This is a genomic window from Pseudomonas protegens (assembly GCF_013407925.2).
GTDB classification, from domain to species: Bacteria; Pseudomonadota; Gammaproteobacteria; order Pseudomonadales; family Pseudomonadaceae; genus Aquipseudomonas; species Aquipseudomonas fluorescens_AP.
This window is the reverse complement of the sequence record NZ_CP060201.1, coordinates 1,625,191-1,650,505: the sequence shown is the minus strand read 5'-3', so window position 1 is coordinate 1,650,505 and position 25,315 is coordinate 1,625,191. Positions and strand designations below refer to the sequence as shown.

26 protein-coding genes are annotated in these 25,315 nt (G+C 64.1%); 22 read left to right on the top strand and 4 right to left on the bottom strand.

Going from position 1 to position 25,315, the window contains the following annotated elements:
* The first annotated feature begins 35 nt into the window (after window positions 1–35).
* The 12 genes from GGI48_RS07765 to GGI48_RS07710 all read left to right on the top strand — a co-directional run bounded on the left by GGI48_RS07765 (window position 36) and on the right by GGI48_RS07710 (window position 12,239).
* Window positions 36–1,613 carry a flavin monoamine oxidase family protein gene (locus GGI48_RS07765; protein WP_103742264.1) on the top strand — a complete coding sequence of 526 codons (1,578 nt, stop codon included), beginning with the start codon at window positions 36–38 and terminating at the stop codon, window positions 1,611–1,613.
* Window positions 1,614–1,701: 88 nt separating this feature from the next.
* Window positions 1,702–2,199, top strand: a complete 498-nt coding sequence (locus tag GGI48_RS07760; RefSeq protein ID WP_016965350.1) for a RidA family protein — start codon at window positions 1,702–1,704, stop codon at window positions 2,197–2,199.
* 25 nt (window positions 2,200–2,224) lie between these two features.
* Window positions 2,225–4,693, top strand: coding sequence for a TonB-dependent siderophore receptor (locus GGI48_RS07755; RefSeq protein ID WP_179597744.1), 2,469 nt, complete (start codon window positions 2,225–2,227; stop codon window positions 4,691–4,693).
* Window positions 4,694–4,696: 3 nt separating this feature from the next.
* Complete coding sequence (locus GGI48_RS07750; RefSeq protein ID WP_260620633.1) at window positions 4,697–5,683, top strand: aliphatic sulfonate ABC transporter substrate-binding protein; 987 nt, start codon at window positions 4,697–4,699, stop codon at window positions 5,681–5,683.
* A gap of 292 nt (window positions 5,684–5,975) precedes the next feature.
* On the top strand, window positions 5,976–6,752 hold the full coding sequence (locus GGI48_RS07745; RefSeq protein ID WP_179597742.1) for a 2OG-Fe(II) oxygenase: 777 nt from the start codon (window positions 5,976–5,978) through the stop codon (window positions 6,750–6,752).
* Between the two features lie 4 nt (window positions 6,753–6,756).
* The gene (locus GGI48_RS07740) at window positions 6,757–7,170 is read left to right on the top strand and encodes a hypothetical protein (RefSeq protein ID WP_179597740.1); all 414 of its coding nucleotides are present in this window, start codon (window positions 6,757–6,759) and stop codon (window positions 7,168–7,170) included.
* 21 nt (window positions 7,171–7,191) lie between these two features.
* Window positions 7,192–7,506, top strand: a complete 315-nt coding sequence (locus tag GGI48_RS07735) for a hypothetical protein (protein WP_179597738.1) — start codon at window positions 7,192–7,194, stop codon at window positions 7,504–7,506.
* A 128-nt stretch (window positions 7,507–7,634) separates the two neighbouring features.
* Window positions 7,635–9,062: an MFS transporter gene (locus tag GGI48_RS07730; protein ID WP_179597736.1), complete on the top strand. Its 1,428-nt coding sequence runs from the start codon at window positions 7,635–7,637 to the stop codon at window positions 9,060–9,062.
* A 13-nt stretch (window positions 9,063–9,075) separates the two neighbouring features.
* Window positions 9,076–10,407 carry an LLM class flavin-dependent oxidoreductase gene (locus GGI48_RS07725; RefSeq protein ID WP_179601946.1) on the top strand — a complete coding sequence of 444 codons (1,332 nt, stop codon included), beginning with the start codon at window positions 9,076–9,078 and terminating at the stop codon, window positions 10,405–10,407.
* A gap of 63 nt (window positions 10,408–10,470) precedes the next feature.
* The gene (locus GGI48_RS07720; protein ID WP_047302335.1) at window positions 10,471–10,809 is read left to right on the top strand and encodes a YegP family protein; all 339 of its coding nucleotides are present in this window, start codon (window positions 10,471–10,473) and stop codon (window positions 10,807–10,809) included.
* 252 nt (window positions 10,810–11,061) lie between these two features.
* Window positions 11,062–11,706, top strand: a complete 645-nt coding sequence (locus tag GGI48_RS07715) for a hypothetical protein (RefSeq protein ID WP_047302337.1) — start codon at window positions 11,062–11,064, stop codon at window positions 11,704–11,706.
* Entirely contained in the window at window positions 11,706–12,239 is a 534-nt protein-coding gene (locus GGI48_RS07710; RefSeq protein WP_047302339.1) for a hypothetical protein, read from the top strand. The genes GGI48_RS07715 and GGI48_RS07710 overlap by 1 nt, the downstream gene beginning before the upstream one ends.
* A 69-nt stretch (window positions 12,240–12,308) precedes the next feature.
* On the opposite strand, the gene GGI48_RS07705 is transcribed toward GGI48_RS07710, so the two are convergent.
* Together GGI48_RS07705 and GGI48_RS07700 are read right to left on the bottom strand one after the other, a co-directional pair.
* The gene (locus tag GGI48_RS07705; protein WP_179597734.1) at window positions 12,309–13,196 is read right to left on the bottom strand and encodes a dihydrodipicolinate synthase family protein; all 888 of its coding nucleotides are present in this window, start codon (window positions 13,194–13,196) and stop codon (window positions 12,309–12,311) included.
* Window positions 13,197–13,227: 31 nt separating this feature from the next.
* On the bottom strand, window positions 13,228–14,010 hold the full coding sequence (locus tag GGI48_RS07700; protein ID WP_103742257.1) for an aldolase: 783 nt from the start codon (window positions 14,008–14,010) through the stop codon (window positions 13,228–13,230).
* Window positions 14,011–14,171: 161 nt separating this feature from the next.
* On the opposite strand from GGI48_RS07700, the gene GGI48_RS07695 reads away from it, so the two are divergent.
* Entirely contained in the window at window positions 14,172–14,714 is a 543-nt protein-coding gene (locus GGI48_RS07695) for a helix-turn-helix domain-containing protein (RefSeq protein WP_179597732.1), read from the top strand.
* Window positions 14,715–14,791: 77 nt separating this feature from the next.
* Here GGI48_RS07695 and GGI48_RS07690 read toward each other — a convergent pair whose 3' ends face one another.
* Window positions 14,792–15,811, bottom strand: a complete 1,020-nt coding sequence (locus tag GGI48_RS07690; RefSeq protein ID WP_179601944.1) for a DUF4917 family protein — start codon at window positions 15,809–15,811, stop codon at window positions 14,792–14,794.
* Between the two features lie 157 nt (window positions 15,812–15,968).
* On the opposite strand from GGI48_RS07690, the gene yiaY reads away from it, so the two are divergent.
* The 9 genes from yiaY (at window position 15,969) to GGI48_RS07645 (ending at window position 24,442) form a co-directional block, all read left to right on the top strand.
* Window positions 15,969–17,117, top strand: coding sequence for an L-threonine dehydrogenase (gene yiaY / locus GGI48_RS07685; RefSeq protein WP_047302347.1), 1,149 nt, complete (start codon window positions 15,969–15,971; stop codon window positions 17,115–17,117).
* A 238-nt stretch (window positions 17,118–17,355) separates the two neighbouring features.
* Window positions 17,356–18,093 (top strand): hypothetical protein, encoded by a 738-nt coding sequence (locus GGI48_RS07680; RefSeq protein ID WP_179597730.1) that lies wholly within the window; start codon window positions 17,356–17,358, stop codon window positions 18,091–18,093.
* Between the two features lie 10 nt (window positions 18,094–18,103).
* A complete protein-coding gene (locus GGI48_RS07675; protein WP_179597728.1) occupies window positions 18,104–18,835 on the top strand; it encodes a hypothetical protein in 732 nt (243 codons plus the stop codon).
* Between the two features lie 3 nt (window positions 18,836–18,838).
* Entirely contained in the window at window positions 18,839–19,255 is a 417-nt protein-coding gene (gene fos, locus GGI48_RS07670; protein WP_179597726.1) for a fosfomycin resistance glutathione transferase, read from the top strand.
* Between the two features lie 126 nt (window positions 19,256–19,381).
* Entirely contained in the window at window positions 19,382–20,020 is a 639-nt protein-coding gene (locus GGI48_RS07665) for a LysE family translocator (RefSeq protein WP_179597724.1), read from the top strand.
* Window positions 20,021–20,125: 105 nt separating this feature from the next.
* The gene (locus GGI48_RS07660) at window positions 20,126–21,475 is read left to right on the top strand and encodes a GGDEF domain-containing protein (protein ID WP_179597722.1); all 1,350 of its coding nucleotides are present in this window, start codon (window positions 20,126–20,128) and stop codon (window positions 21,473–21,475) included.
* 157 nt (window positions 21,476–21,632) lie between these two features.
* Window positions 21,633–22,157 carry a DUF4142 domain-containing protein gene (locus GGI48_RS07655; protein ID WP_179597715.1) on the top strand — a complete coding sequence of 175 codons (525 nt, stop codon included), beginning with the start codon at window positions 21,633–21,635 and terminating at the stop codon, window positions 22,155–22,157.
* 234 nt (window positions 22,158–22,391) lie between these two features.
* Entirely contained in the window at window positions 22,392–23,477 is a 1,086-nt protein-coding gene (locus GGI48_RS07650) for a type I restriction endonuclease (protein WP_179597713.1), read from the top strand.
* Between the two features lie 191 nt (window positions 23,478–23,668).
* Window positions 23,669–24,442, top strand: a complete 774-nt coding sequence (locus GGI48_RS07645; RefSeq protein WP_179597711.1) for a GNAT family N-acetyltransferase — start codon at window positions 23,669–23,671, stop codon at window positions 24,440–24,442.
* Here GGI48_RS07645 and GGI48_RS07640 read toward each other — a convergent pair.
* On the bottom strand, window positions 24,402–25,220 hold the full coding sequence (locus GGI48_RS07640) for an AraC family transcriptional regulator (RefSeq protein ID WP_179597709.1): 819 nt from the start codon (window positions 25,218–25,220) through the stop codon (window positions 24,402–24,404). The two genes, GGI48_RS07645 and GGI48_RS07640, sit on opposite strands and share 41 nt — an antisense overlap.
* Window positions 25,221–25,315: the final 95 nt, after the last annotated feature.

The window sequence follows — 25,315 nt, the reverse complement described above, 5'->3', positions numbered from 1 at the left end:
GAACGCACTATCCATCCGCAGCAGGGAGCGCTGGCATGCCACTGACCAGAAGACAATTGATCGCCCGTATCGCCGCTGTCGGCGGGGTCCAGGCGGCGAGTGCGGTCATGGGCCTGTTCGGCGGTTCGGGCAAGGCCGAGGCCTTCGAGGAAAACTATGCGTCGCTGCCCGCAGCCGCCGTGGGCAAGGGCGCTTCGGTGGTGGTGATCGGCGCCGGGATCGGTGGCCTGGTCAGTGCCTATGAACTGAACAAGGCCGGGTTCAAGGTCACGCTGCTGGAAGCCCGGGACCGGGTCGGCGGGCGCAACTGGACGGTGCGCGGCGGCGATCGGGTGGAGTACAGCGACGGCAGTGTGCAGGTCGCGGAGTTCGATGACGGCTTCTACCTCAATGCCGGGGCCGGCCGTCTGCCCAGCCACCACCAGTTGATGCTCGGCTACTGCCGCGAACTGGGGGTGGAGCTGGAAGTGCTGGTCAACACCAGTCGCAATGCCCTGGTGCGCCCGGACCTGAACCAGCCGGCGTTGCAGATCCGTCAGGCGGTCAACGACAGCCGCGGGCACTTTTCCGAGTTGCTGGCCAAGGCGGTCAACCGGCATGCCCTGGATCAGGAACTGACGGCGGCCGATCGCAGCAACTTGCTGAGCTTCCTGAAAACCTGGGGCGATCTCTCGGACAAGCTGGAATACCTGGGCTCGGCCCGCTCCGGCTACAAGGTCTGGCCCGGTGCCGGCGACCAGCTGGCGCAGAAGAACGACCCGCTGCCGTTGCAGACCCTGCTCAACCCGGCGCTGACCACGGCGCTGATGATCGATGAATACCCGGAATTCTCGCCCACCATGTTCCAGCCGGTGGGCGGCATGGACCGCATCCCCCAGGCCTTTGCCCGGCGTCTGCAGGGGCAGTTGCGGCTGCACAGCGAGGTGCGTTCGATCACCAATCACAGCGACAGCGTCGAAGTGGTCTACCTGGACCGGCGCAGCGGCCGCACCCAGAGCCTCAAGGCCGACTACGTGATCAGTTCCTTGCCCCTGCCGCTGCTGGCCAAGGTCGAGAACAACTTCAGCGCTCCGGTGCGCCAGGCCATCGGCGCGGTGCAGTTCGGCTACGCCAACAAGGTGGCCTGGCAGTCGCGGCGCTTCTGGGAAAGCCAGTACCAGATCTATGGCGGGCTGTCGTTCATCAACCAGGAAGCCTCCGGGCTGTGGTACCCCAGCGGCGGGTTCAACCAGGCCGAGGGGGTGCTGGTGGCGGCCTACAACAACGGTGAAACCGCGCGCCGCTTCGGGGAGAAAACCCTGGCCCAGCAGATCGAGATTTCCCGTCAGGCGGTGGAGCTGCTGCACCCCGGCCACAGCCATGAACTGCGCAAGCCGCTGGTGATTGCCTGGGGCAAGATCCCCTACAACTTCGGCCCGTGGATCAGCCATGAAGTGGCCGAGCCGGACTACAGCCTGCTCAACCAGCCCCAGGGCCGGGTCTACCTGACCAGCGACGGCTTGGCCCACAGCGGCGTGGGCATCTGGCAGGAAGCCGCCGCCGGCGCCGCGCGGCGGGTGGTGCGGCACCTTTTTCAACGGGCGCAAGGCTCGTCGCTACAGCAAACGGCCTGAAAAAGCCGAGCACTCATAAAACAGCAGTCACCCATTGCCGGGTAGCGGACCTCCGAGGCTGGCAAACACAACCTTGGAGCGTCTTTGCATGTCTTTGAAAAACACCGTCGTAGGGCTGGGGCTGTTGTGCGCCGCCAGCAGCAGTTGGGCCGCGGGCATCCAGCGCGTGCCGTCCAGCTATCCCCATTCGCCGATCCTGCAATCGGTGACCTTGCCCGCCAACAGCGAGGTGACCTACCTCTCCGGCCTGCTGCCGGATCCGCTGGACCCCAAGGCGCCCAAGGAGCAGATCCACGCCGTGGGCAACACCGAGAGCCAGGCCCGCGAGGTGCTGCGCAAGGTGCAAACGATCCTCGCCAGCCAGGGTTTGACCCTGGGGGATGTGGTGCAACTGCGGATCTACCTGGTGGGCGACCCGGCCCTGGGCGGCAAGCTGGATTTCGACGGCCTGCAAGTGGCCTTTCGCGAGTTCTTCGGCACCGAGAAACAGCCGCTCAAACCCGCCCGGACCACGGTGCAAGTGGCGGGGCTGGTACTGCCCGGTGCCCTGATCGAAGTCGAAACCGTCGCCGCCCGAGCGCGCTGAGGCGCCAGTCAAAGGATCTGAAGTCATGAGTATGTCCTTGCATAAAATCGTCCTCGGCGCCGCGCCCCTGAGCCTTGGCCTGCTGAGCCTGGCAACCCCGGTGGAGTTGCTGGCCGCCGATGAAACCCTCGGCACCGTGGTGGTCACCGGCGTGCGCGGCAGCCAGCAGCGCACCGTCACCAACAGCCCGGCGCCGATCGATGTGATCGACAGCGAACAGCTGCGCAGCATCGGTCAGAACGGCCTGAAAGAAATGCTCGGGCGCCTGCTGCCGTCGTTCAACGTCCCCACCATCAACGGCGGCGGCACGGCGTTCCTGGTGCGCGGGGTGAGCATGCGCGGCCTGGGCGGCGATCAGGTGCTGGTGTTGATCAACGGCAAGCGCCGGCACAACTCGGCGCTGATCAACAACGGTGCGCGGGTCGGCAACGCCTCGGTGCCGGTGGACCTGGACCTGATTCCCACCGCCGCCATCGAGCGCATCGAAGTGCTGCGCGACGGCGCCGCCGCGCAGTACGGCTCCGACGCCATCGCCGGGGTGATCAACATCATCCTCAAGCGCAACGCCGAGGGCCTGACCTCGGACACCACCCTTGGCCAGTACTACGACGGTGACGGCACCACCGGCCACGAGGCCTTCAACTGGGGCAACAAGCTGGGGGAGGACGGCGGCTTCTTCAACCTGTCCTGGGACGCCAAGCTCCAGGAACCCTACGAGCGCTCCAGCGCCGCCAGCGGCCAGCTGTACTTCAAACAGGCCGACGGCTCGCCGGACCCGCGAGAAAGCAATCGCCAGGGCTGGGGCACCGAATACGGCCTGGGCCGCGACCGCACCACCAGCCTGGCCTACAACGCCGAGCTGCCCCTGGCCGACGACCTCAAGCTGTATTCGTTTTCGACCCTGAGCTACCGCAACAGCAACAAGAACCTGGGCCACCGCAAGCCCACCGACATCACCAGCCTGGCGGGGGTGCCCAATGCGCCGTACCCCAACGGCGGCCAGGCGCGGCGCGAGATCCGCGAGACCGACTTCCAGGTCGCCGGTGGCGCCAAGGGCCTGGCGGGCGGCTGGGATTGGGACCTGTCGAGCACCTATGGCAAGGACCGCGGGGTGCTGGACACCGCCAACAACCTGAACATTTCCAACGGCCCCTACACTCAGCACGACTTCCACCTGGGCAATCTGGTGTTCGACCAGTGGACCAACAACCTGGACTTCTCCCGGGCCCTGGACATCGGCTGGAGCAGCCCGCTGGAGACTTCGTTCGGGGTCGAATACCGCTGGGAGAAATACGCGCTGGAGGAGGGCGAACCCAACTCCTACAACCAGGGCAGCTACGTCCCGGCCACCGGCCCCTTCGCCGGCGTGGTGCCGGACCCGGGACTGTTCTCGGTCAACGGCACCACCCCGGAAGACGCCTACAGCCTCAAGCGTCACAGCGAAGCCGCCTATGTGGATTTCGGCCTGAACATCACCCCCAACTGGTACGTCGGCGCGGCGGCGCGCTATGAGAAGTACAACCTCGGGGTGGGCGATACCACCAGCGGCAAGCTGACCACGCGCTACGAGTTCCTCCCCGGCTACGCGGTGCGCGCGGCGGTGAGCAACGGCTTCCGCGCGCCGTCCCTGGCCCAGAGCGTGTTCTCCACCACCAGCACCGTGACCCAGTTCGGCGCGGGCGGCACCACCAGCTCGGTGCGCACCAAACAGATGCGCCCCAACTCGCCGGAAGCCATTGCCCTGGGGGCCAAGGACCTGGAGCCGGAAACCTCGCGCAACTACAGCCTGGGCTTCACCGCCGAACCCACCGAGCGCCTGCGTCTGACCGCCGACTTCTACCTGATCGACATCGACAAGCGCATCCTCCAGACCGGCATCCTCAAGGGCCCGGCGGTGTCGCAGATCCTGGTGGAGAACGGCCTGTCGCCGAACCTCGCCGGGCAGTACTACACCAACGCCGCCGATACCCGGACCAAGGGCGTCGACCTGGTGGCCGATTACAGCCAGTCGTTCGGCGAGTACGGCACGGCCAAATGGAGCGTCGCCTACAACCACAACAAGACCAGCATCCGCGACCTGGCGGACACCCCGGCGGCCCTGTCGCGCCTGGGGGCCGGTTATGTGCTGTTCGACCGTCAGCAGCAGATCGACCTGACTAAATCCACGCCCAAGGACAAGTGGATCCTCTCCACTAACTACAAGGTCGGCGACTGGACCACCAACCTGCAGCTGACCCGCTTTGGCGAGTACACCGAAGGCTCGAACATCCCGGCCAACGACCGTACCTACAGCGCCAAGTGGATCACCGACCTGGACGTGGCCTACGACGTGACCCAGAACCTCACCGTGGCCGTGGGCGCCAACAACCTGTTCGACGTGTACCCGGACAAGATCGGCCTCAAGGCCTGGGCGGGGACCTATGAATACGGGATGTTCTCGCCTTATGGACTGGGCGGCGGCTACTACTACAGCCGCGTCAGCCTGGCGTTCTGAACGATGATCAAGCAGGCGAGCGAGCACCCTGTAGCCGCTGCCGCAGGCTGCGATCGGCTGCGCAGCAGACGGCGGCTGGCGATCCTGGCGCTGCTTCTGTTCGGCAGCCATGCCCTGGCGCAGCCGGCGCTGCGGGTGTCCAGCCAGAAGCAGTCGCTGAAGATCCTGCTCGAAGCCGCTGGCGAATTGGAGCAGGTGCCGTACCCCATCGAGTTCGCGTCCTTTGCCGCCGCCGCGCCCACCGCCGAGGCCCTGGCCGCCGGGGCGGTGGATATCGGCAGCCTGGGGGACGCGCCCTTTGTGTTCGCCGCCGCCGCCGGGGCGCCGATCAAGACCGTGGGGGTGATCAAGCTCAAGGTCACGCCCACCGCGGTGGCCATGCTGGTCAAGGACGACTCGCCGCTACGGGGCGCCGCCGACCTCAAGGGCCGGCGCATCACCACCACGCGCGGCTCCATCGGCCATTTCCTGGCCCTGGCCGCCCTGCGTTCGGTGGGCCTGCACGGCGCGGATGCGCAGTTCATCTTTCTCCAGCCGGCCGAGTCCCGCAGTGTGCTGAGCAACGGCCAGGCCGATGCCTGGTCGACCTGGGACCCCTACACCAGCATGGTGCAGATGGAAGGTGGCACCCGGGTGCTGGTCAGTGGCGAGGGGCTGTTCGCCGGGCACATGCTGCTGGTGGCCAATGACCAGGCGATCCGTGACAAACCGGCACAGATCGCCGATTTCCTCCGGCGCCTGGACCGTGCCTATGCCTGGGCCAACCAGCACCAGCGCGAGTTTTCAAAGATCCAGGCCGGTTACAGCGGCCTGCCGTTGGCGGTGCATGAACGCTCCAATCGCTACTCGCTGCCCCGGCGCATCGCCGTGGGCCCGGCCGTGGTCGAGGACGTGCAGCACACCGCTGATCTGTACCGTGAAGAAGGCATCATCCACCAGTCGTTCGATGCGGCGGCTTACATGGATGCTTCATTCAATGAAGTTGAATGAAGTGATGGCGATTTTATTAATTAAGCTCGGGAGGTGTTGAATAAAAAAGAGCAATGATGTGCTTCTTTTAAGTTAACTATCAGCGAATTTAATAATCCTCTGTCGGTACTTGCGAAAGTGTCGGTAATGGCCGCTATTTGCCTGTTTTTCGATACGTTTTTAAGTTTGGAGATTAGAGATAAAGGATATTTCACAAGGCTTTCGCAACTGCCTAAGGTGGCTTTGAAACAAATTATTACCTTCTGCAAAACCGCAACTTCGTCGCTACTTCCAGGGAATTAAGGGAGCTTGCATGTTCACAGTCACTACCGCCGACAAACTTGAAGCGCGGCATATCCTCGATGTCGTGGAAAAACGTTCTTATGGTGTCCAGCTCAAAGGCTTCTGCCCGCCGGACACCTTGCAGGTGGCGCGGGATCATCTGTACCGGCAGGAGCTGCGCAGCGCTTTCAGCCAGCAGCAGGAGTTCGTCCGGGTCGGCAAGGCCTATATCGAGATCCAGGACGAGCAGAGCCGGGCCGAATACCACGCCCTGGCCCTGCCCAACATCCGCAAGATCCGCAACCTGTTCCGGCCCCTGGCCTCGCCCATCGACGAGCTGCGCCTGTTGCTCGACGAGGTCTGGCCCCAGGGCGCGCACCTGCTGCAGATGGACGGGCAGAAGTGCTTTGTCGGCATCGCCCGCTTCCAGGGCTCGGGGGTCGATCTCACGCCCCACACCGACAAGCTCGAACGCAATGCCCCCGAGGGCCACAGCCCGCAGTTGCTGACGCAGCTGTCGACCAACATCTACCTGGAGATTCCCGAGGACGGCGGTGAACTGGAGATCTGGGGCATCGAGCCCGACGAGCAGGAGTACAACCGCCTCAAGGGTGAACGGGCCTACGGCATCGAGCGCCACCTGCTGCCGCCGCCGGACTTCGTGGTCAAGCCCGAGCCCGGCGACCTGATCCTGCTCAACCCGCGGCTGATCCACGCGGTCCGCCCCTCGGCCAGCAGCACCCGGGTCACCCTCGGGGTCTTTATCGGTTACTACGGCGAACACCAGCCTTTGGCCTACTGGAGCTGAACTCATGAGCAAGGTGCAGGAAATCAACCTCAAGGCCTACTTCAACAAGGGCGGCGAGGAGCACGAATTCGACGGCAAGCGCGTGGTCCTGGCGGTCAGCGTCGGCCAGGAATACCACGAGGACCAGAAGCTGCGGTCCACCATCCACCTGATCAACCAGTCCGGCTTCAGCCACGTCAAGGTGGTGGTGGCCGACACCCTGCAACGCCACAACAAGCACGGCAAATCCCCCGGCGAGGCGTTGTCGGCGTCGATCCGCGACGGCGATGCCTGGCTGGCGCGCAACCAGAGCATCCTCGACGGCCTGCGGGTGCCTTACCACATCACCCGCTGGAACCAGGAGCTGGCCAGTGACCGCTATGCCGAACTGCGCCAGCAACTGGACCAGATCTATCAGCAGCGCGAGGAATTGCGCTAGGCCATCGACAGCACCATCAGCGTGTTCACCGAGCGCCTGCGCCTGCGGGATGAGCAGGCGGACATCGAACGGGCGGCGGCCCAGTGCCGGGAATACATCCTGGAAGAGATCCCGATCATCCTGCCGCTGTGGGCCGACGAGGGTTACCACTACGTGCTCTATCCGCAGCAGATGACCACCGCCATGGCCACCAGCCGCGAGCTGCTGATCGAACCCCACAGCCCGGACCGGGTGCGCTGGCTGCCGCTGAAGTTCAAGAAGCGCGGGATTCCGATTCCGTTCACCTTGCCTGGCGCCATCCACCCCAACTGGACCAGCGGCGCCATCGCCATCTGACCCACCGCGCTCAATGTAGGAGCTGGCTTGCCAGCGAAAGCGCCCTGGCCGGCGATGCAGGACTCAAGGGCCTGTTCGCTGGCAAGCGGGCGCCTACAGAGCGGTTTTTTGACTGACAAGGAGTTTCCATGAGCGTTTTTGCGCAACAGCAACGCAAGTGGTGGGCATTGCTCGGTGTGAGCATCGCCAGTTTTCTCGGCTGTGTGGATTTCACCATCGTCAACACCGCGCTCCCGGCGCTACAGGCCGATCTCGGGGCCTCGGTGGACAGCCTGCAGTGGGTGATCAACGGCTTCATCCTGACGCTGTCGAGTTTCATGGTGCTGGTGGGACGCCTGGCCGACCTGCATGGACGCAAGCGGGTGCTGTTCATCGGCCTGAGCGTGTTCGGCCTGGCGTCCCTGGCGGCCGGACTGGCGACGCAGATCGACGCCCTGATCGGCGCGCGGGTGATCCAGGGGCTGGCCTGCGCGGTGCTCTACACCGCCTCCGGGGCGATTGTCTCCAGCACCTTCGACAGCGCCGAACAGGGCAAGGCCTTCGGCGTGCTGTTCGGAGTCAACGGCGTGGGGCTGGCCGTCGGGCCGGTGCTGGGCGGGCTGATCACCAGTGGTTTTGGCTGGCAGTGGATCTTCCTGATCAACGTGCCTTTCGTGCTGCTGAGCCTGGGCATCTGCAGTTTCAGCGTGCAGGAATCGCACTCGGCCGAGGCCGGTGCGCGGCTGGATGGCTGGGGCGCCTTGCTGTTGCTGATCGGCTTGCCGAGCCTGGTGCTGGTGATCGTCCAGGGCGGGGCCTGGGGCTGGGGTTCACGCCTGACCCTGAGCCTGATCGCCCTGGCGCTGCTGGCCCTGGTGGCGTTCCTGGCGGTGGAGCGACGGGTCGCGGCGCCGATCATCGACCTCAAGCTGTTCGCCAACCGGCGCTTTGTCGCCGGGGTCGCGGCCAGTTTCGGCCTGGCGCTGTTCTACTGCGTGGCGTTCTTCGTCATGCCGCTGTACCTGGCGCAGATCCGTGGGGAAACGGTGCAGGCCAGCGGCCTGCTGTTGTTGCCCACCACCTTGGGGGTGGCGTTGCTGTCGCCGCTGGTGGGGCGGTTGGTGGATCGCAAGGGCCCGGCGCTCTTGATCAAGACCGGGTTGCTGCTGTTCGTGCTCTCGGCGCTGTTGCAGGCCGGTTTCGATCGCCAGACTTCACTGCCTTATCTGCTGGGGGCCTTCGTCATCATGGGCCTGGGCTGGGCCAGTATTCTCGGGCCGTCGACGGTGCTGGGGATTTCCTCGGTGCCTCAGGAAGTGGGCTCGGTGGCCATGGGCTCGCTGATGACCCTGCACAACGTTGGCGGTGGCGTCGGGTTGGCGCTGGGGGTGGGCTTGTTCCACCACTTTTCCGCGACGCCGCTGGACGATGCCCAGGGCGCCTTTCTCAACGGTTATCGCGGGGTGATGCTGTTCTTGGCGCTGGCGACGCTGCTGGTGTGGACGGCGGTGAGCCTGTTGCTGCGCGCCGCGCCGCTGCCGGTGGCGGCGGCCGAGGAGGGCGCCAGCCGTGGCTGAGCGCGGCGGGCAGATGGGGCTGGGGGCCTTTCTCTCCGGCTCCGGGGCCCACGGCGGCAGTTGGCGCCATCCCCGGGCGGATGCCGATGCCTCGTTGAATTTCCAGCGCTACCGGCACTACGCGCAAACCCTGGAGCGGGGCTGTTTCGACGCGCTGTTTCTCAACGACAACGTGGCGGTGGGGGACCTTGATCCGCGGGTGCTGGCCCGCAGTTCCCACAGTTTGCGCTGGGACCCGCTGACCCTGCTGCCGGCCCTGGCGGTGGTGACCCGGCACATCGGCCTGATCGCCACCGCCAGCACCACCTACAACGAGCCCTACAATCTGGCGCGCAAGTTCGCCTCGCTGGATCATTTGAGCGAGGGCCGAGCCGGCTGGAACCTGGTGACGGGGCTGATCGGCGGCGAGAACTTCAATCAACCCGAGCCCATGAGCCACGCCCAGCGTTATGCCCGCGCCGAGGAATTCTTCGACGTGGTCAGCGGCCTGTGGGACAGCTGGGCCGATGACGCCTTCCCCCGGGACCAGGCCAGCGGCCAGTGGCTGCGCCCGGAGCGGATGCACTTGTTGCAGCACCGCGGGCGGCACTTTCAGGTGCAGGGGCCATTGAACGCACCCCGGCCGGTGCAGGGCTGGCCGGTGATCGCCCAGGCCGGTTCCTCGGGCCCCGGCACTGAACTGGCGGCGCGCTGCGCCGAGCTGGTGTTCACCGCCCAGGTCGAGCTGGAGCAGGCCAAGGCGTTCTATCGCAAACTCAAGGAACGACTTCCCGCTTACGGGCGGCATGCCGGGCAGTTGAAAATCTTCCCCGGCATCGCCCCCACGGTGGGCCGCACCCTCAACGAAGCCGAGGAAAAGTATCAGCAGTTGCAGGAGTTGCAGGACCCCCAGGCCCAGCTCAAGGCGCTGTCCTACCTGCTGGACCTGGGCATCGACCTGTCGCGCCTGCCGCTGGACGCCCGGGTGCCGCTGTTGGCGGATGCGGCGTCCACCGAACGGCACAAGAGCCGTCGGCAACTGGTGGTGGAGCTGGTCCGCCGCGAGCGACCAACGCTGGCGCAGTTGCTGCGCAGCCTGTCCGCCAGCGGGCACAAGGTGCTGGTGGGCACGCCGGGGCAGATCGTCGACGAGATGGCCAGCTGGTACGAGGAATACGCCGCCGATGGCTTCAATGTGCTGTTCACCCACCTGCCGGGGGCCATCGAGGATTTTGTGCAATGGATCACCCCCGAGCTGCAACGCCGGGGCCTGTTTCGCCAGCGCTACACGGGGCGCAGCCTGCGTGAACACCTGGGGCTGGCACGGGTGGAAAACCGATTTTTCAGCCACCGGGGCAATGGCTGAATCACCGAAAGAGGCTTTACTCCCCAGGCGCAATGCCCATCGAAAACCCCAAGGAGCAACAGCATGTCCGGATGGTATGAGTTGAAGAAAAGCAGCAGCGGCCAGTTTCGTTTCGTGCTCAAGGCGGCCAACGCCGAGATCATTCTCACCAGCGAGCTGTACACTACGCGCGGGGCCGCCGAGAACGGCATTGCCTCGGTGCAGGCCAACAGCCCGCTGGAGGAGCGTTACGAGCGCAAGAGCGCCAAGGACGGCAAGCCCTATTTCAACCTCAAGGCGGCCAATCACCAGATCATCGGCAGCAGTGAAACCTATTCATCGGAGGCGGCCCGGGACAAGGGCATCGCCAGCGTCAAGGCCAACGGCCCGAGCCATAACATCAAGGACCTGACGGGCGTGTAAAACCGGTTCGACAAAGCCTGAGCCGCTCGGCCCGGTCAGGGGCCAGGCGGCGCCGTTATCTGCCCCGCGACAGCGGGACGTGCGCAATGGTGGCGAGCCCAGGTGCGAGTCTCTGGCGCGCCAGCCGATTGGCGACTGAAATATGGCGAAGTGACATTACTTGCTTTATCCTCCGCGCCCGTCACCGGGCGCTCGGCATGCCTGGCACCTTGGGTGACGTTATCGATCATTGTCCAAGGGATCTGCGACCTCATGATTCGCCCTTTCGTTTTACTCGCCGCGCTGCTGGCGCTGAGCGGTTGCTACAGTCTGTCACCCACGAAAATTGCCAAGAACATGAACCCCGACCCGCAGTCGGGGGTGGCTTATGTGGTGGGGGTGGTCGGGATCTGGCCGAAGGCGGTGCACACCGCCAACGAACAGATGCTGCTGATTCGTCCACGAGGCGGTGACGGGTTCGCCTCGGCGCGCTTGTACAACGAGATCTACGGCCGCACGCCACGGGATGTGCGCGAGAGCTGGCACGGCATCGGCAGCCTGTTCGTCATGCCGCTCAAGCCTGGGCGCTACGAGATCTACAACCTGCATTTCGATCGCGGCAACGCCAAGTCCTGGAGCCGCGAGGACTTCTCCATCCCCTTGGAGCTGGAAGCCGGCAAGGCCTATTACGTCGGCGATTTCCGCGCGGCCTGCCTGTCGGCGCTGGGGGCCAAATGCGTGTTTTTGCACAGTGACCATATGGAGCGCGACGCCGCTCTGGTGCGTGCCAAGTACCCGCACGTGCCCAGCCTGCAACGGGTCGACCTGGAGAAGATGGAACAAGCGACGCCGTTGATCGTCAAGGAGCAAGGGCCCAAGGCCTCGATGCTCAAGGCCATGCTCTCGGGAGAATTGTGATGCGGACGCGGTTGTGGGTGTTGCTGGTGTTGATGCTGGGGCTGGGAGGTTGTCAGACCAGCCATAGTCTCAAGCCGGCCGAGGTGGATTATCAGCAGGCGTTGCCGGCGATCAGCGTCAGCGTCATGGGCGCCATTCCCGGGGGCCTGATCCGTGATGAACTGCGCCGCCGCGGCACCTTCGAACAGGTGCAGTCGGGGTTCACTGCCGATGGCTACAACGTGATCGTGATGGCCGACAGTGATTACTTCGGCTGGCAGAACATTCCCATGGGGCTACTCAGTGCGATGACCTTTTTTATCGTGCCGGGCCGTGTCACCTGGGACAGCCAGGTGATGTTCCACGTCAGCCGTGGCGACCAGCCTCTGGCCAAGTACCGGGTCAGCAACCACACCCGTTCCTGGCGCGGTTGGGCCAATCTCGATGGCGGCCAATACCAGCATGTGCAGCGCATCACCGACGAGTTCATTGTGCAGATGCTGCAGGACCCGCAGTTCAAGGCCCAGGCCCCGGTGGCGCTGAACAGCCACTGAGCCACGCGTGAACGCGGCCCATGCCAAAGCCCGGACGGTGTCAGCCGCCCGGGCTTTTTTGTCAGGGCTTCAACCCAGGGTCTGCAGCAGCGTGTGCAACTGTTGGCGACCGCCCTCGTTCAGGGCAAACACTGGCCGGCGCGGCTCGCCGGCGTTCAGCCCGGTCAGTTCCAGCCCGGCCTTGACCGTGGCCGGCAAGCCGCCCTGGAGGATGAAGTCCAGCAGCGGCAACTGGCGGTAGAACAGCGCCCGGGCCCGTTGCAGGTCTTGCTCGAGCACGGCCTGATACAGCTCGAGGTTGAGTTGCGGGATCAGGTTCGCCGCCGCCGTGCACCAGCCGCTGGCGCCGGCGGCGAAGGCTTCCAGGGCCAGTGGGTTGCAGCCGTTGTAGAACGGCACCTGGCCTTCACCCAGCAGGTGCAGCTTGTGCATGCGCTGGATGTCGCCGGTGCTTTCCTTGACCAGGGTGACGTTCTCCACGGCGTGGAAGATCTTCAGGATCAGTTCCACCGACATGTCGGTGCCGCTGGTGGCCGGGTTGTTGTAGAGCATGATCGGCACGCCGATGCTGGCGCCGATGGCCTGGTAGTGGGCGAGGATCTCGGCTTCGCTGAGTTTCCAGTAGGAGGTGGGCAGCACCATCACCACGTCGGCGCCCTGGGCTTCGGCAAAGCGCGCGCGGCGGATGGCCTTGGCGGTGGTCAGGTCGGAAACGCTGACGATGGTCGGCACGCGCTTGGCCACGTGGCGGATGCTGAACTCGGCGACCTGATCCCATTCCGCGTCGCCGAGGTAGGCGCCTTCGCCGGTGCTGCCCAGGGGCGCGATGGCGTGGACGCCGGCGTCGATCATGCGGTCGATGGCGCGCCCGAGGGCGTCCAGGTCCAGGCCTTCGCCGTTAGGGCCGAAGGGGGTGACGGTGTAGCCGATGATGCCGTGGATCTTGGGGGTAGGCATGGTGCAACTCCTGCAAGGCATAAGGGGTGGATCAGTTCAGGCAGTCGGCGTGCTTTTTCAGGTTTTGCCGAGCGTAATAGTTGAAGGCGGCGCTGTGGCGCTTGGGCCTGGAGATCCAGTCGTGGGCTTCGCGGCCCAGCTCCGGAAGGATCGGCTTGATGGTGCCGGCAGCCATGGCCAGCAGTTGCAGCCTGGCCGCGCGCTCGATCAATTGAGCGATCACGCAGGCTTCCTCGATGCTCGCGCCGGTGGACAGCTGGCCGTGGTGGGAAAGCAGGATCGCGCGCTTGTCGCCCAGGGCCGCGGCGATGATTTCGCCTTCTTCGTTGCCCACCGGCACCCCCGGCCAGGCTTCGAGAAAGGCGCAGTCCTCGTACAGCGGGCAGAGGTCCATGTGCGACACCTCCAGCGGCACTTCCAGCATCGACAGCGCGGCAACGTGGGTCGGGTGGGTGTGGATGATGCAGTTCACGTCCGGCCGGGCGCGGTACACCCAGCTGTGGAAGCGGTTGGCCGGGTTGGGCATGCCGTGGCCTTCGAGGACTTCCAGGTCTTCGTTGACCAGCAGCAGGTTGCCGGCGCTGATTTCATCGAAGCCCAGGCCCAGTTGCTGGGTGTAGTAGGTGCCCGGTTGCGGGCCGCGGGCGGTGATCTGCCCGGCCAGGCCCGAGTCGTGGCCGTTCTCGAACAGAATGCGGCAGGTCAAGGCCAGCTTTTGCCGGTCGGTCCACGTATTATCCGCCAGGGTGTTTTGCATCTGGGTCAGGGCTTGCTTGACCAGCTGGTCTTTGGGCAGTGCTAATGTCTTGGCCATGTCGAAGGTCCTTTGAGAAGTGCAATGGACGTCGGATCTGCGTTTCACCTGCTGCTTGCGAGGTCGTTGGGTGAGTCGCGATGACACTTAAAAGGCTATATGACACTTTGTGTCATTAGCAAGCGCCAATCGTTGTTTTCTAGATGGATTAACCGTTCCAGATGTCTATCCGTTTGAAATTATTGAGAAAAAAACTTGGCGTGACCCTGGAGGCGCTGGCCGAAAAATCCGGGATGACCAAGAGTTACCTGTCGAAAGTCGAGCGCGGGTTGAACACCCCGTCGATCGCCGCCGCCTTGAAGCTGGCCAAGGCGTTGAACGTCAAGGTCGAGGAGCTGTTCGCCGAGGACAGCATCAGCCTGGACAGCTACAGCCTGGTGCGCAGCGATGAGCGCCAGTCATTGGCAGCCAACGACCAGACGCCGGGCTATGCGGTGCTGGCCCATCAGGTCAGCGAGCGCAACCTGCTGCCGTTCATCATCTACCCGGCCAAAGAGTTCAGTGACAAGACCTTCAAGGAACACCTGGGGGAGGAGTTCCTGTTCGTCCATGAAGGCCAGGTGGAAGTGGACTTCATGAACGAGCGGGTGATTCTCAACCGTGGCGACGCGCTGCACTTCAACGCGCAGAAACCCCACCGCATTCGTTCCCTGGGGGACGAGCAGGCGCAGTTGCTGGTGGTGGTACACAGCAGCGAAGAATGAGCCCTGTAGCCGCTGCCGAAGGCTGCGAACGGGCCGCAGGCCCGCGGCGATCCCAAGGACGCCCGCGCCCGGCGCGGTCAGCGCTCCACAGGCACCGACAGGGCCGGGTTGCCCAGGGCGTGGGTCTTGGCATCGAAGAAGCGCAGGTTCAACTCCAACCCTTCGAACAGCTTGGCGTAGTGGCGCTTCTGGTGCTGGATGAACGCCGCGCTGCGCGGGTAGATGGAGATCGCCAGGGTCGTGACGGCCGACTGGCGGAGCGCCTGCACCAGGTGCTGGTCCTGGGGCCCGAGGTTGTGGCCGAAGAGGCACAGGGCGCCGCTGTGATCCAGCAGTTGCTGGTAGCAGAACGACAGGTAGTCCGAGCTGCGAATGGTCTTGAGCTTGTCCGCCAGCGGCCCTTCGCTGACGAACAGCGGCACGTCGTCCAGGGTCTTGAGGGTGTTGTTGATGGCGAAGCTGCCCAGCAGGGTGCCTTCGGTGGCCGTCAGTTTGCGTGCGCTGCCATCAAGGTTGCGCACCAGGTGCAGGCCACCGTGCAGGTAGAGGATGCGGGTCGCGGCACGGGGTGTGGTGCCCAGTTCGAAGGCCGGATCGGCGCCGTGGAACAGGTCGTCGATGCCTTGGCTGTCATGCTGCACGGCCCAGTAATTGAGCAGGTCGTAATTGCTGGTGAACACCGTGGGGTAGCGCCGCAGTTCCTGGTTGATGGCCGCCAGGCTTTGCGGCTGTACCAGGCGCCAGGGGATGTGCACCGCATGCACGGTATTGATCAGCGCTTCCTTGATCGCGTAGTAGCGGTTGCGCGGCGCCGCCGAGCTGACCGCCAGGGCCTTGTTCACCCGGCTGGTGGTTTTCAGGGCGCTGAGCACCTGTTCGAAGCTGCGGGTCTGCAGGGCTTCGAACACGCTGAGTTCGGATGGGCTCAGGGGCTTTTCTTCCACGGTGCGGGCGTTTTCGAACAGCGAGTCGTAGGCAAAGTCTTCCCACACGGCGCGGCTGGCGCCATTGCCGATCAGCAGGCCGTTGAAGGCCATGCTCGTGCCCAGGGCGTTCCAGTCTTCAAGTTCGGCGTCAAATTCCTGGAAATCCGTCATCGCGGTCATTGGTCTCAAGGCAGAAGGTGATCAGGGCGCCGACTTTATCACGACCGACCCTTGAGCCAGATCAAGATCGCCCGTGACCGATGAGTCGATCCTGTCGGGCATACACCGCATCGACACCCGCATTGGGCCTTCGCCCGGAGACTTCCTCATGAGCAGCACCTTCTTCATTCCCGCCGTCAACATCATGGGTATCAACTGCCTGGACGAAGCCATGGAGGCCATTCGCAACTATGGCTTTCGCAAGGCGCTGATCGTCACCGACGCCGGCCTGGCCAAGGCCGGGGTGGCCGGGATGATCGCCGAGAAGCTGGCCATGCAGGACATCGATTCGGTGATCTTCGATGGCGCCAAGCCCAATCCGAGCATCGCCAACGTCGAGCAGGGACTGGCGCAGTTGCAGCAATCGCAGTGCGATTTCGTCATCTCCCTGGGCGGCGGTTCGCCCCATGACTGCGCCAAGGGTATTGCCCTGTGTGCCACCAACGGCGGACAGATTGGCGACTACGAAGGGGTCGACCGCTCAAGCAAGCCGCAGTTGCCGCTGATCGCCATCAACACCACCGCCGGCACCGCCAGCGAAATGACTCGCTTCTGCATCATTACCGACGAGTCGCGCCACGTGAAAATGGCCATCGTCGACCGTAACGTCACGCCGTTGCTCTCGGTCAACGACCCGGCGCTGATGGTGGCCATGCCCAAGGGCCTGACCGCCGCCACCGGCATGGACGCCCTGACCCATGCCGTGGAGGCCTACGTGTCCACCGCCGCCAACCCGATCACCGACGCCTGCGCGCTCAAGGCCATTAGCATGATCAGCGCCAACCTGCGTCAGGCGGTGCACGACGGCAGCGATCTGCAGGCGCGGGAGAACATGGCCTATGCGCAGTTCCTCGCCGGCATGGCCTTCAACAATGCGTCCCTGGGCTTTGTGCACGCCATGGCCCACCAACTGGGCGGTTTCTACGACTTGCCGCACGGTGTGTGCAACGCCGTGCTGCTGCCCCATGTGCAGAGCTTCAATGCCTCGGTGTGTGCCCAGCGCCTGACCGATGTGGCCCATGCCCTGGGCGCGGACATCCGTGGCTTCAGCCCGGAAGAGGGCGCCCAGGCGGCGATCACGGCGATTCGCGCCTTGGCCCGGGATGTGGAGATTCCTGCCGGTCTGCGTGAGCTGGGGGCCAAGTTGCAGGACATTCCGCTGCTGGCGGCCAACGCCCTGAAAGACGCCTGCGGCCTGACCAACCCGCGTCCGGCGGATCAACGGCAGATCGAGGAGATTTTCCGTAGCGCGTTTTGAGCCAGGGGGAGTTTTGCTCGCGAGCCAGCGCCTACAGTCACAGGTCCTGTAGGAGCCGGCTTGCCGGCGAAGGTTCTACCCGCATGCCCGTCTGATGTGGAAAGCTCGCCGTATCAGCAGCCGCTCCCCCGGCACCTGCCACTCCCAAACGCCCGCTTCCAGCGTTGAAAGCGCCCGCGTGGCAGAGGATAGTGCGACCTGAAATCGCGCTGTATCCGCCTGTCACAAGGAGTCGTGAATGTTCCGTCGTTCTTCCCTGATCCCGCTGCTGGGCAGCCTGGCGTTGCTGGCCAGCGCCACCTCAGTGGCGGCGCAATGCCTGCCGCCACCGCGCAATGCCGAGGTCCCGGGCTTTTCCCTGTGCAAGGACTGGCCGGCGTTTGCCGACCAGAGCATCAGCCTTCTCTCGGAAATGGTTCCCGACCCCAGCGACACCGGCAACGGCGACGGCACCTACAACCTGCAACTGGCCGTGCTGCAGCGCAACAGCGGACAGGTCCTGGCTCGCTATGCGCAGCCTGCGGCCTTTGTTTCCGACGCGGTTCGCCTGGAGAGCGTCAAGCTCGACACCGGGCGCTTTCAATTGACGCCACAGGTGCGGGCGTTCGGGGTCCGGGCCGGGTTCGAGGGCTCGTCCCGGGTCAACCCCTTCAGCCAGGTCTGGCTCAGCCTGTATGTGCGCGAGGGCAGCACCCTGCGCCCGGTGCTGGAGAAGTTCCTGGCTCACTCCTACAACGGCGAATGGGATGGCCAGTGTGCCGGGGAGGGGACGAAAACCACCCGTACCCTGGAGATCGCCAAGACCCGCAGCCACGGTTATGCCGACCTGATCGTGCGTTCGGTCAGCGTCAGTACCCGCAGTGAGCAAGTCGGCGACCAGTGCCAGTCCAAGTCCGTGACCGCCAAGCCGGTGCTCGTCACTCTGCATTACGACGGCCAGCGTTACGTGCTGCCCAATGGCTACAGCGGTATCTGAGGGAGTTTTGATGAAGTGGCTTGAGTCATGCGCCCTGGGCCTGGCCCTTTGTGCCGGGTGGGGGGGCGTTACGGCGGCGCAGGCGGGGTGTGACAACACAACGGATGTCCCCGGAGAGTTCTATGTCTGCAAGCCCTGGCCCGCGGAGCCGGAACTGAGCATCAGTGCCCGGGCGACGCCCATGCCCGAGAGCCAGGCTGGCGACGTCAGCCGCTACAGCCTGGACGTGTCGCTGCAGGACATCGACTCCGGTTGGACCCTGGCCAGCAACTACAAGGATTCCGCTCTGTTCTCCGATGCCGTGGCCCTGCAGGGGCTGCAGATCGACACCGGGCGCTACCGTTTGAATAAAGAGCAGCGGGCCTTTGGCCTGCGGGTTCTCTATCACCACAGCTCCAGTGCCATGCCCTACGAGAAAAGCGTGCTGACCCTGTATCGACGTGAAGACAAGGAAGTCCTGCCGCTTTTGGAAGGATTGGTGATGGATGAGAGCAACGGCGAGTTTGGCTGGGGCGGTGAATGCGAGGGCCGCTCCCGGACCCTGCACCGGACCCTGGAAGTCGGCAGTGGCCAGCGCAACGGTTACGCCGATCTGATCGTGCGTACCCGTGAAGTCAGCACCAGGCATTTCAAGGGCCGTGATGGCTGTGAAAGCCGCGATCTGCCGCCCAGGAACACGCTGGCGACCCTGCATTATGACGGCCAGCGCTATGCACTGAGCAAAGCCCTGAAAGGGCAGTAAGCGATGCTCACCGGTCTCAATCACCTGACCCTGGCGGTCAGCGACTTGCCCCGCAGCCTGGCCTTCTATCACTCGCTGTTGCAACTGCGTCTGGAGGCCACCTGGGATGCAGGAGCCTACCTGTCACTGCCGGGACTGTGGCTGTGCCTGTCCCTGGACCCGCAACGGCAGGCACCGGCGGTTGCCGATTACACCCATTACGCCTTTGGTGTCGGTGCTGCGGATTTTCCATGGCTGGTCCAGCGCCTGCGAGAGGCCCGGGTGCAGGCGTGGCGCGGCAACCGCAGCGAGGGCGCGTCGTTTTATTTTCTCGATCCCGATGGCCATCGACTGGAGGCCCATGTCGGTGACTTGGCCTCGCGATTACGCGCCTGTCGCGAACATCCTTATGCGGGAATGCGCTTTTACCCCAGCGACTGAGGCGCAACTGCCCGTAAGCAGCTGACGAAAGCTGCTGGTGGCAAGGTGCCTTGATCGTGCAGAATCCGCCAGATTCGTTCTGTGCCTGGCGTTCCCGTGAGGTGCATCCGCTCTGGAGTCTTGTCGATGACCTCATCGCTGTTGCTGGCCGTTATCGCCTCGGGTTTCATCTATGCCATCACCCCCGGACCCGGGGTCCTGGCGGTGTTCGGTATCGGTGCGTCCCGAGGCCGCAAGGCCGGCGCCGGGTTTCTTGGCGGGCACATGCTGGGGGATGTGCTCTGGTGCAGCACGGCGCTGATCGCCATTGTCGGCGCCCGGGAAATCGGCAGCGATGCGTTCAATGTCCTCGGCCTGCTCAGTGGCCTGTACCTGCTCTGGCTGGGAATACGTGCGATCCGCGCCCGTCGCGGCAACGGCGATGAACCCCAGGGCGCCGCGCGCCATCCGTTCTGGCACGGCGTGGTCTTCGGACTGACCAACCCCAAGGCTTATCCGGTGGCGGTGGCGACGTTCACCGCCTTGCTGTCCAGCCGCGCCGAACTGCTCACCTGGTCCATGCTGCCCGGCCTGATTGCCCTGAGCTTCCTGGGTGGCCTCGGCGCTTACGCTATTCTCATCGGCGTGGTCGGTGCGCGGCAGGTACGCAGTTGGTATCAGCGTCACGAGCTGGCGATCACCCGGGTCTGCGGGGTGATGTTCATCGGTTTCGCGATCAATGCCCTGCTGCATGCGGTGCCGGGGCTGATCGGCAACAAGGCATAACGCCGCTCGCGGGTTGCGAGGGTGTAAGGCCGGTGCTCGACGCTGGCCGAACAGGCTCAAGGGATGGGTACTCAGCGTATTTTTCATGGGTAGTAGCTTTCTCTGATGGCAACCAACAACTCCGCGCCTCTGGCCAGTTTCATCGACCTGCTCCTGGATGCCGTGTGCGCCGTGGATATCGAGGGTCGCTTCGTCTTCATCAGCGCTGCCTGTGAACGGGTCTTCGGCTACACCGCCGATGAGCTGATCGGGCGGCGGATGATCGAGCTGGTGCACCCGGATGATCGCGAGCGCACCCTGCAGGCCGCCCGGGAAATCATGGGCGGTGTGCCCAAGCCCAACTTCGAGAATCGCTACCTGCGCAAGGATGGGCGGGTGGCGCATATCCTCTGGTCGGCGCGCTGGTCGGAGGTGGACCAGTTGCGCATTGCCGTGGCCCGGGACATCACCGAACGCAAGCTGGCCGAGTCGAAACAGGCGGCGCTGTACGCCATCTCCGAGGCGGCCCACGCCACTGAAGACCTGCTGGGGCTGTTCAAGCGTGTGCACCGGATCATCGGCGAGTGGCTGCCGGCGGTCAATTTCGTCCTGGCGCTGTACGACGAGCGCAGCGACAGCCTGAGCTTTCCCTACCACGTCGACGATTGCGAAAGCAGCCCGGAACGGCCTGGAACCCTGATCGGTCGTTTTTGCGCCCAGGTGCTGCACCACGGCCAGTCCCTGCTGCTGGCGCCCACCTGCCCGTTGAGCCGGGATCTGTGGAACGAGTTCGCGGGCATTCAAGGCCCGCGGTGCTGGCTGGGGGTGCCGCTGAATTCGCAGAAGGGCACCATCGGCGTGCTCATGGTCAAGAGCGCCCCCGGCGCGCAAGGCTACGGTGAGGCGGAGCTGGAACTGCTGCAGTACGTCAGTGCCCAGCTGGCGGCGGCCATCGAACGCGCGCAATTGCATGCGCGCCTGCACTACATGGCCGAGTACGACCAACTGACCCATCTGCCCAACCGCGAGCTGCTGCGCGAGCGCTTGCGTTCGGCCCTGGCCCGGGCCCGGCGCGATTCGGGACGCATGGCCCTGCTGTACGTCGACCTGGACAAGTTCAAGGAGGTCAATGACACCTGCGGGCATGCCGTGGGCGACATGCTGCTGCAAGCGGTGGCCAACCGCCTCAAGGGCTGCGTGCGGGAAACCGACACCGTGGCGCGCATGGGCGGCGATGAATTCGTGGTGCTGCTGGAAAGCGTGCAGCACAGCGACGATGCCCAGCAGGTGGCGGAAAAAATTCGCCATGCGCTGAACGAACCGCTGCGCCTGGATGGCCATTGGCTGAATATCCTGCCGAGCATCGGCATCGGCCTGTACCCCGAACATGGCCTGGAAGAAAAGCAGCTGTTCAAGCATGCCGACGAGGCCATGTATGCGGCCAAGCGCGAGCGCAAGAGCCGCTCCAACGCCTGAGGCCCGCGGCCTGATCCAGCCCCGGGATCACGCCGGGGAGCGTCGCCGTTCGTCGTCTCGGCGCCGCTCCTGGTAAACCTTTGGCGCTCAGGGTTTTCCCAATGCAGGCGGGGGCGCGGGCTCCCGCCGCATTGATTGGCAAGAGGAGAACCCACCCATGAACACGCTGGCCACTGTCCTGGGCCGCGCCGGCCTGGCCCTGTTGCTCGGCCTTGGCGCCGGCCGCGCCCTGGCCCAATCCCCGGCGGCCTTCATCGACGCGGCCTCGGCCCAGGCCATGGCCGATATCGAAGCCAGCCGCCAGGCACATCGGCAGAGCTCATCCAAGGCGCTCAAGGAATACACCATCCAGGTGATCGACGATCGCACCACCGCCAATCAGCACCTGGCGAAAATCGCCAGGCAGCTGGACCTGCCGGTGGCCCCCCGGGAGCAGTTGCTGGAGCAGGCCAAGCGCCTGGTGCGGGCACTTCCCGCAGACGAAGATAGCGACCGCGTCTACGCCACGAACCAGATCAAGGCCACCCAAGCCGCGATCCGGCAGATCCGCCAACAGGCGCAAACCAGCGAGCTTCCCGAGCTCAAGGCGTTCGCCGAGGAAACCCTGCCCAAACTGGAAAACCACCTGCAGATGGCCAGGGCGCTGCGCGCCGGCCGCCCGATCGATCGGCTGGAGGGGTGAGGCGTGAGCGGTTGCTGGCTGCCTGTGGTGGTTGCAGGCAGTCGTCCAGGGCGCCTCAGCCTTGAGGCGGTTTGCTAAAGCGGGTGCGTTTTTCTCTGCCTTGCTGCCGGCGGGTGCCCAGGTGCGCACCCGTTGATGTGGATGTCTGTCTTTGTGACGGTTTGTGACTAGTATCTATGGCGGTCAAAGTGCCAGCACGCTAACTCACGGATCGGAATCAGTCAGAGGTCTCTCATGGAATTTCTCGAAAAACTAACCAATCTTGCTGCCAAGGTGCGTTTGCAAGGTGCAGCCATTCAAACTGAAGAGGCTACGAAGAACGCTTTTGTGATGCCCTTTATCAGTACGGTTTTGGGCTATGACGTTTTCGATCCGATGGAGGTGACCCCGGAATTCGTCTGTGATGTCGGAACCAAGAAAGGCGAGAAGATCGATTACGCGATCATCAAGGACGGCGAGGTGCAGATGCTCATCGAGTGCAAGAAAATCGGTGAGCCACTGCACATCAATCATGCTTCTCAGTTGTTTCGTTATTTTCATGTCACCAGTGCGCGTATCTCCATTCTCACCAACGGTCAGGTGTACAAGTTCTTCACCGATCTGGACGCACCGAACAAGATGGATGAGAAACCTTTCCTTGAGCTCGACCTGCTGGATATTGACGAGTACTCCGTTCCTGAATTGATCAAGTTGACCAAGTCGGCGTTTGACGTCGATTCAGTACTCAGTGCAGCTGGCGAATTGAAGTACGTCAGTCAGATCAAGAAAGTGATTGCCTCCCAGATCAGCAAACCTGATGACGACTTTGTGAAGGTTTTTGCTTCTCGGGTGTATGAGGGGGTGATTACCCAGAAAGTCAGGGAGCAGTTCTCTGAGCTGACACGCAAGGCCATCGGGCAGTTTCTCAATGACCAGATCAATGACCGCCTCAAATCAGCCATGAGTGGCACTAATCAGACGGTCATCACGACGCACTCTGCCCCCATCAACGATGGGCGTGAGGTCGCCGAGGAGGACGGCCCGGATGAAAAGATTTTCACGACGCTGGAGGAGCTTGAGGGTTATCACATCGTGCGAGCGGTGGTGCGTTCGGTGGTCGATGCCAAGCGGATTGTCCAACGTGATACCCAGAGCTATTTCGGTATCTTGCTCGACGACAACAATCGCAAGCCCATTTGCCGTCTGCATTTCAACCGTGCCCAAAAGTACATCGGCATTTTCGACCAGGACAAAGTTGAAACGCGTCATCCGATCAGTTCGGTCGATGAGATCTATGAATATTCGGAACATCTGAAGAAGACCGTGGGTTTTTACGACTAGGCGATTGGCCTCCTGAAGAACAGCCGGCAGTCTGTCGTGATGAGTGAGCCAGGCGTTTCGGCGCCTGCTTACCCCTCAATACTTGGCTTCGCACATAAAACAGCATGGTGCTGGAGCTGCCGGGGCTGCGGGCTTAACGTGGCCCGCAGTCGGCGTCGATCCTGGCGCTGCGAGGCTCAAGGAGGCAGGACATGGCGCTGGCACCGCGTGCTGCGATCAGCGATCTGTACCATCGGGGCGAGGATTATTTCTTCGGGTCCATCTCGCAGTTCCATCGACGCTTTGGCGATGACCTGAACGCCTATTGCACCGGCGTGGCCGCCAGTAGCCTGAACCTGCTGCTGATGCAGGGCAGCGAGCGCGACAACGCCGGGCCTCTGGCCGAGGGCGTGGCCTTTCTCAAGGGCGCCGGCGTGCCGTTCTGTGTGGTGATGCCCCAGGCCCAGGTGGCGCGTTATAGCCCGCAGTTGCTCCAGCAGCAGATGCTGGCGGCGGACCAGACCTGCTGCATGGCGCTCGATCTTGCAACCTGCGTCCCGCGCCAGGTCGCGCCGGGGCTGGGCCAGGTGCGCTGCAGCGATCGGCATCTAGAGGACTGGGCGCGGCCGGTGGCAAGTGCCTTCGAGTCGGGGGACGCGGCCATCGAGCAGTACCTGGCGCGGCATCGGGCGGCGTTGCAGGCCGGCCGGGCCTTGCACCATTTCAGCCTGTATGTCGATCAGCGTCCGGTGAGTGCCTTGACCCTGTCCCTGGGGCCGGAGGTGGCGCGGCTGGACGATATCGGCACGCTGCAGGGCTTCCAGGGGCGCGGCTACGCCACGGCGCTGATCCACGCGGTGCTCGGTTTGGCCCAGGCCCGGGGCGCCAGGTGGTGCGTGCTGGAGGCCTCGCTCGACGGTCTGTCGATCTACCGCAAGGCCGGCTTCAATGCCCTGTTCGACTACCGCACTTTCTGTCAGGCGTGAGCGGGGCCGCGGCGTTCTGCCGGAACTGCCGCGGGCTGAGTCCGGTGAGGGCCTTGAATTGCCGGCTGAAGGCGCTGTGGTCGGTGTAGCCGCATTGCAGTGCCACCTCGGTGATCGGCTCCTGGGTCAGCAGCAGTTGTGAGGCCTGTTCCAGGCGCGCCTTGTGGATCATCTGCCGCGGCGTGAGGTGGAAGATGCGCTTGCAGTAGCGCTCCAGCTGGGCCGCGGACAGCTTGGCGATGCGGGTCAGGTCCTGCAGGCGGATGGCTTCGCTGCAGTGCTCGCGGATATGCCGGTCCACCGCCGCCAGGCGTGCATAGGCCGGATGGGTGTCATGGGCGGCCTGCAGGTCCAGGGAGATCCCGGCCATGCCGATGATCCGGGCGTCGCGGTCATACAGCGGCAGCTTGTGGGTCAGGCACCAGCCCGGTTCGCGGCTGCCGTACAGGTGCAGTTCCAACTGGCCCTTGATGGTCACGCCCTGCTGCAACACGCGTTGGTCCTGCTCGGTGTAGACCGGTCCGAGCACCGCGGGAAAGACCTCGGCGGAGGTCTTGCCCAGCAGCGGGCGGATGCTCTTGAAGCCGCAGCGCTGGGCCAGGGTCAGGTTGGCGATCAGGTAGCGGGCCTGCAAATCCTTGATGAAGAACACCGCGCTGGGGATGCAGTCCAGCAGGGGGGCGAGGGGCGCCATGTTGGCCAGCAGGCTGTCGATGTCCCCGGGGGATTTGGCGGCGATGGCCCTGGGCAAGTGGTGGAGCTGTGCGCTATCGATCATCGTCGGCCTCTCTCTGTGGGGGGCTTGGGGGATGGATCTGTGTCGATAAAGCCAGGGTCTGCAAAGGGCTTGGGTCAGGGGCCGACCAGCGTCGG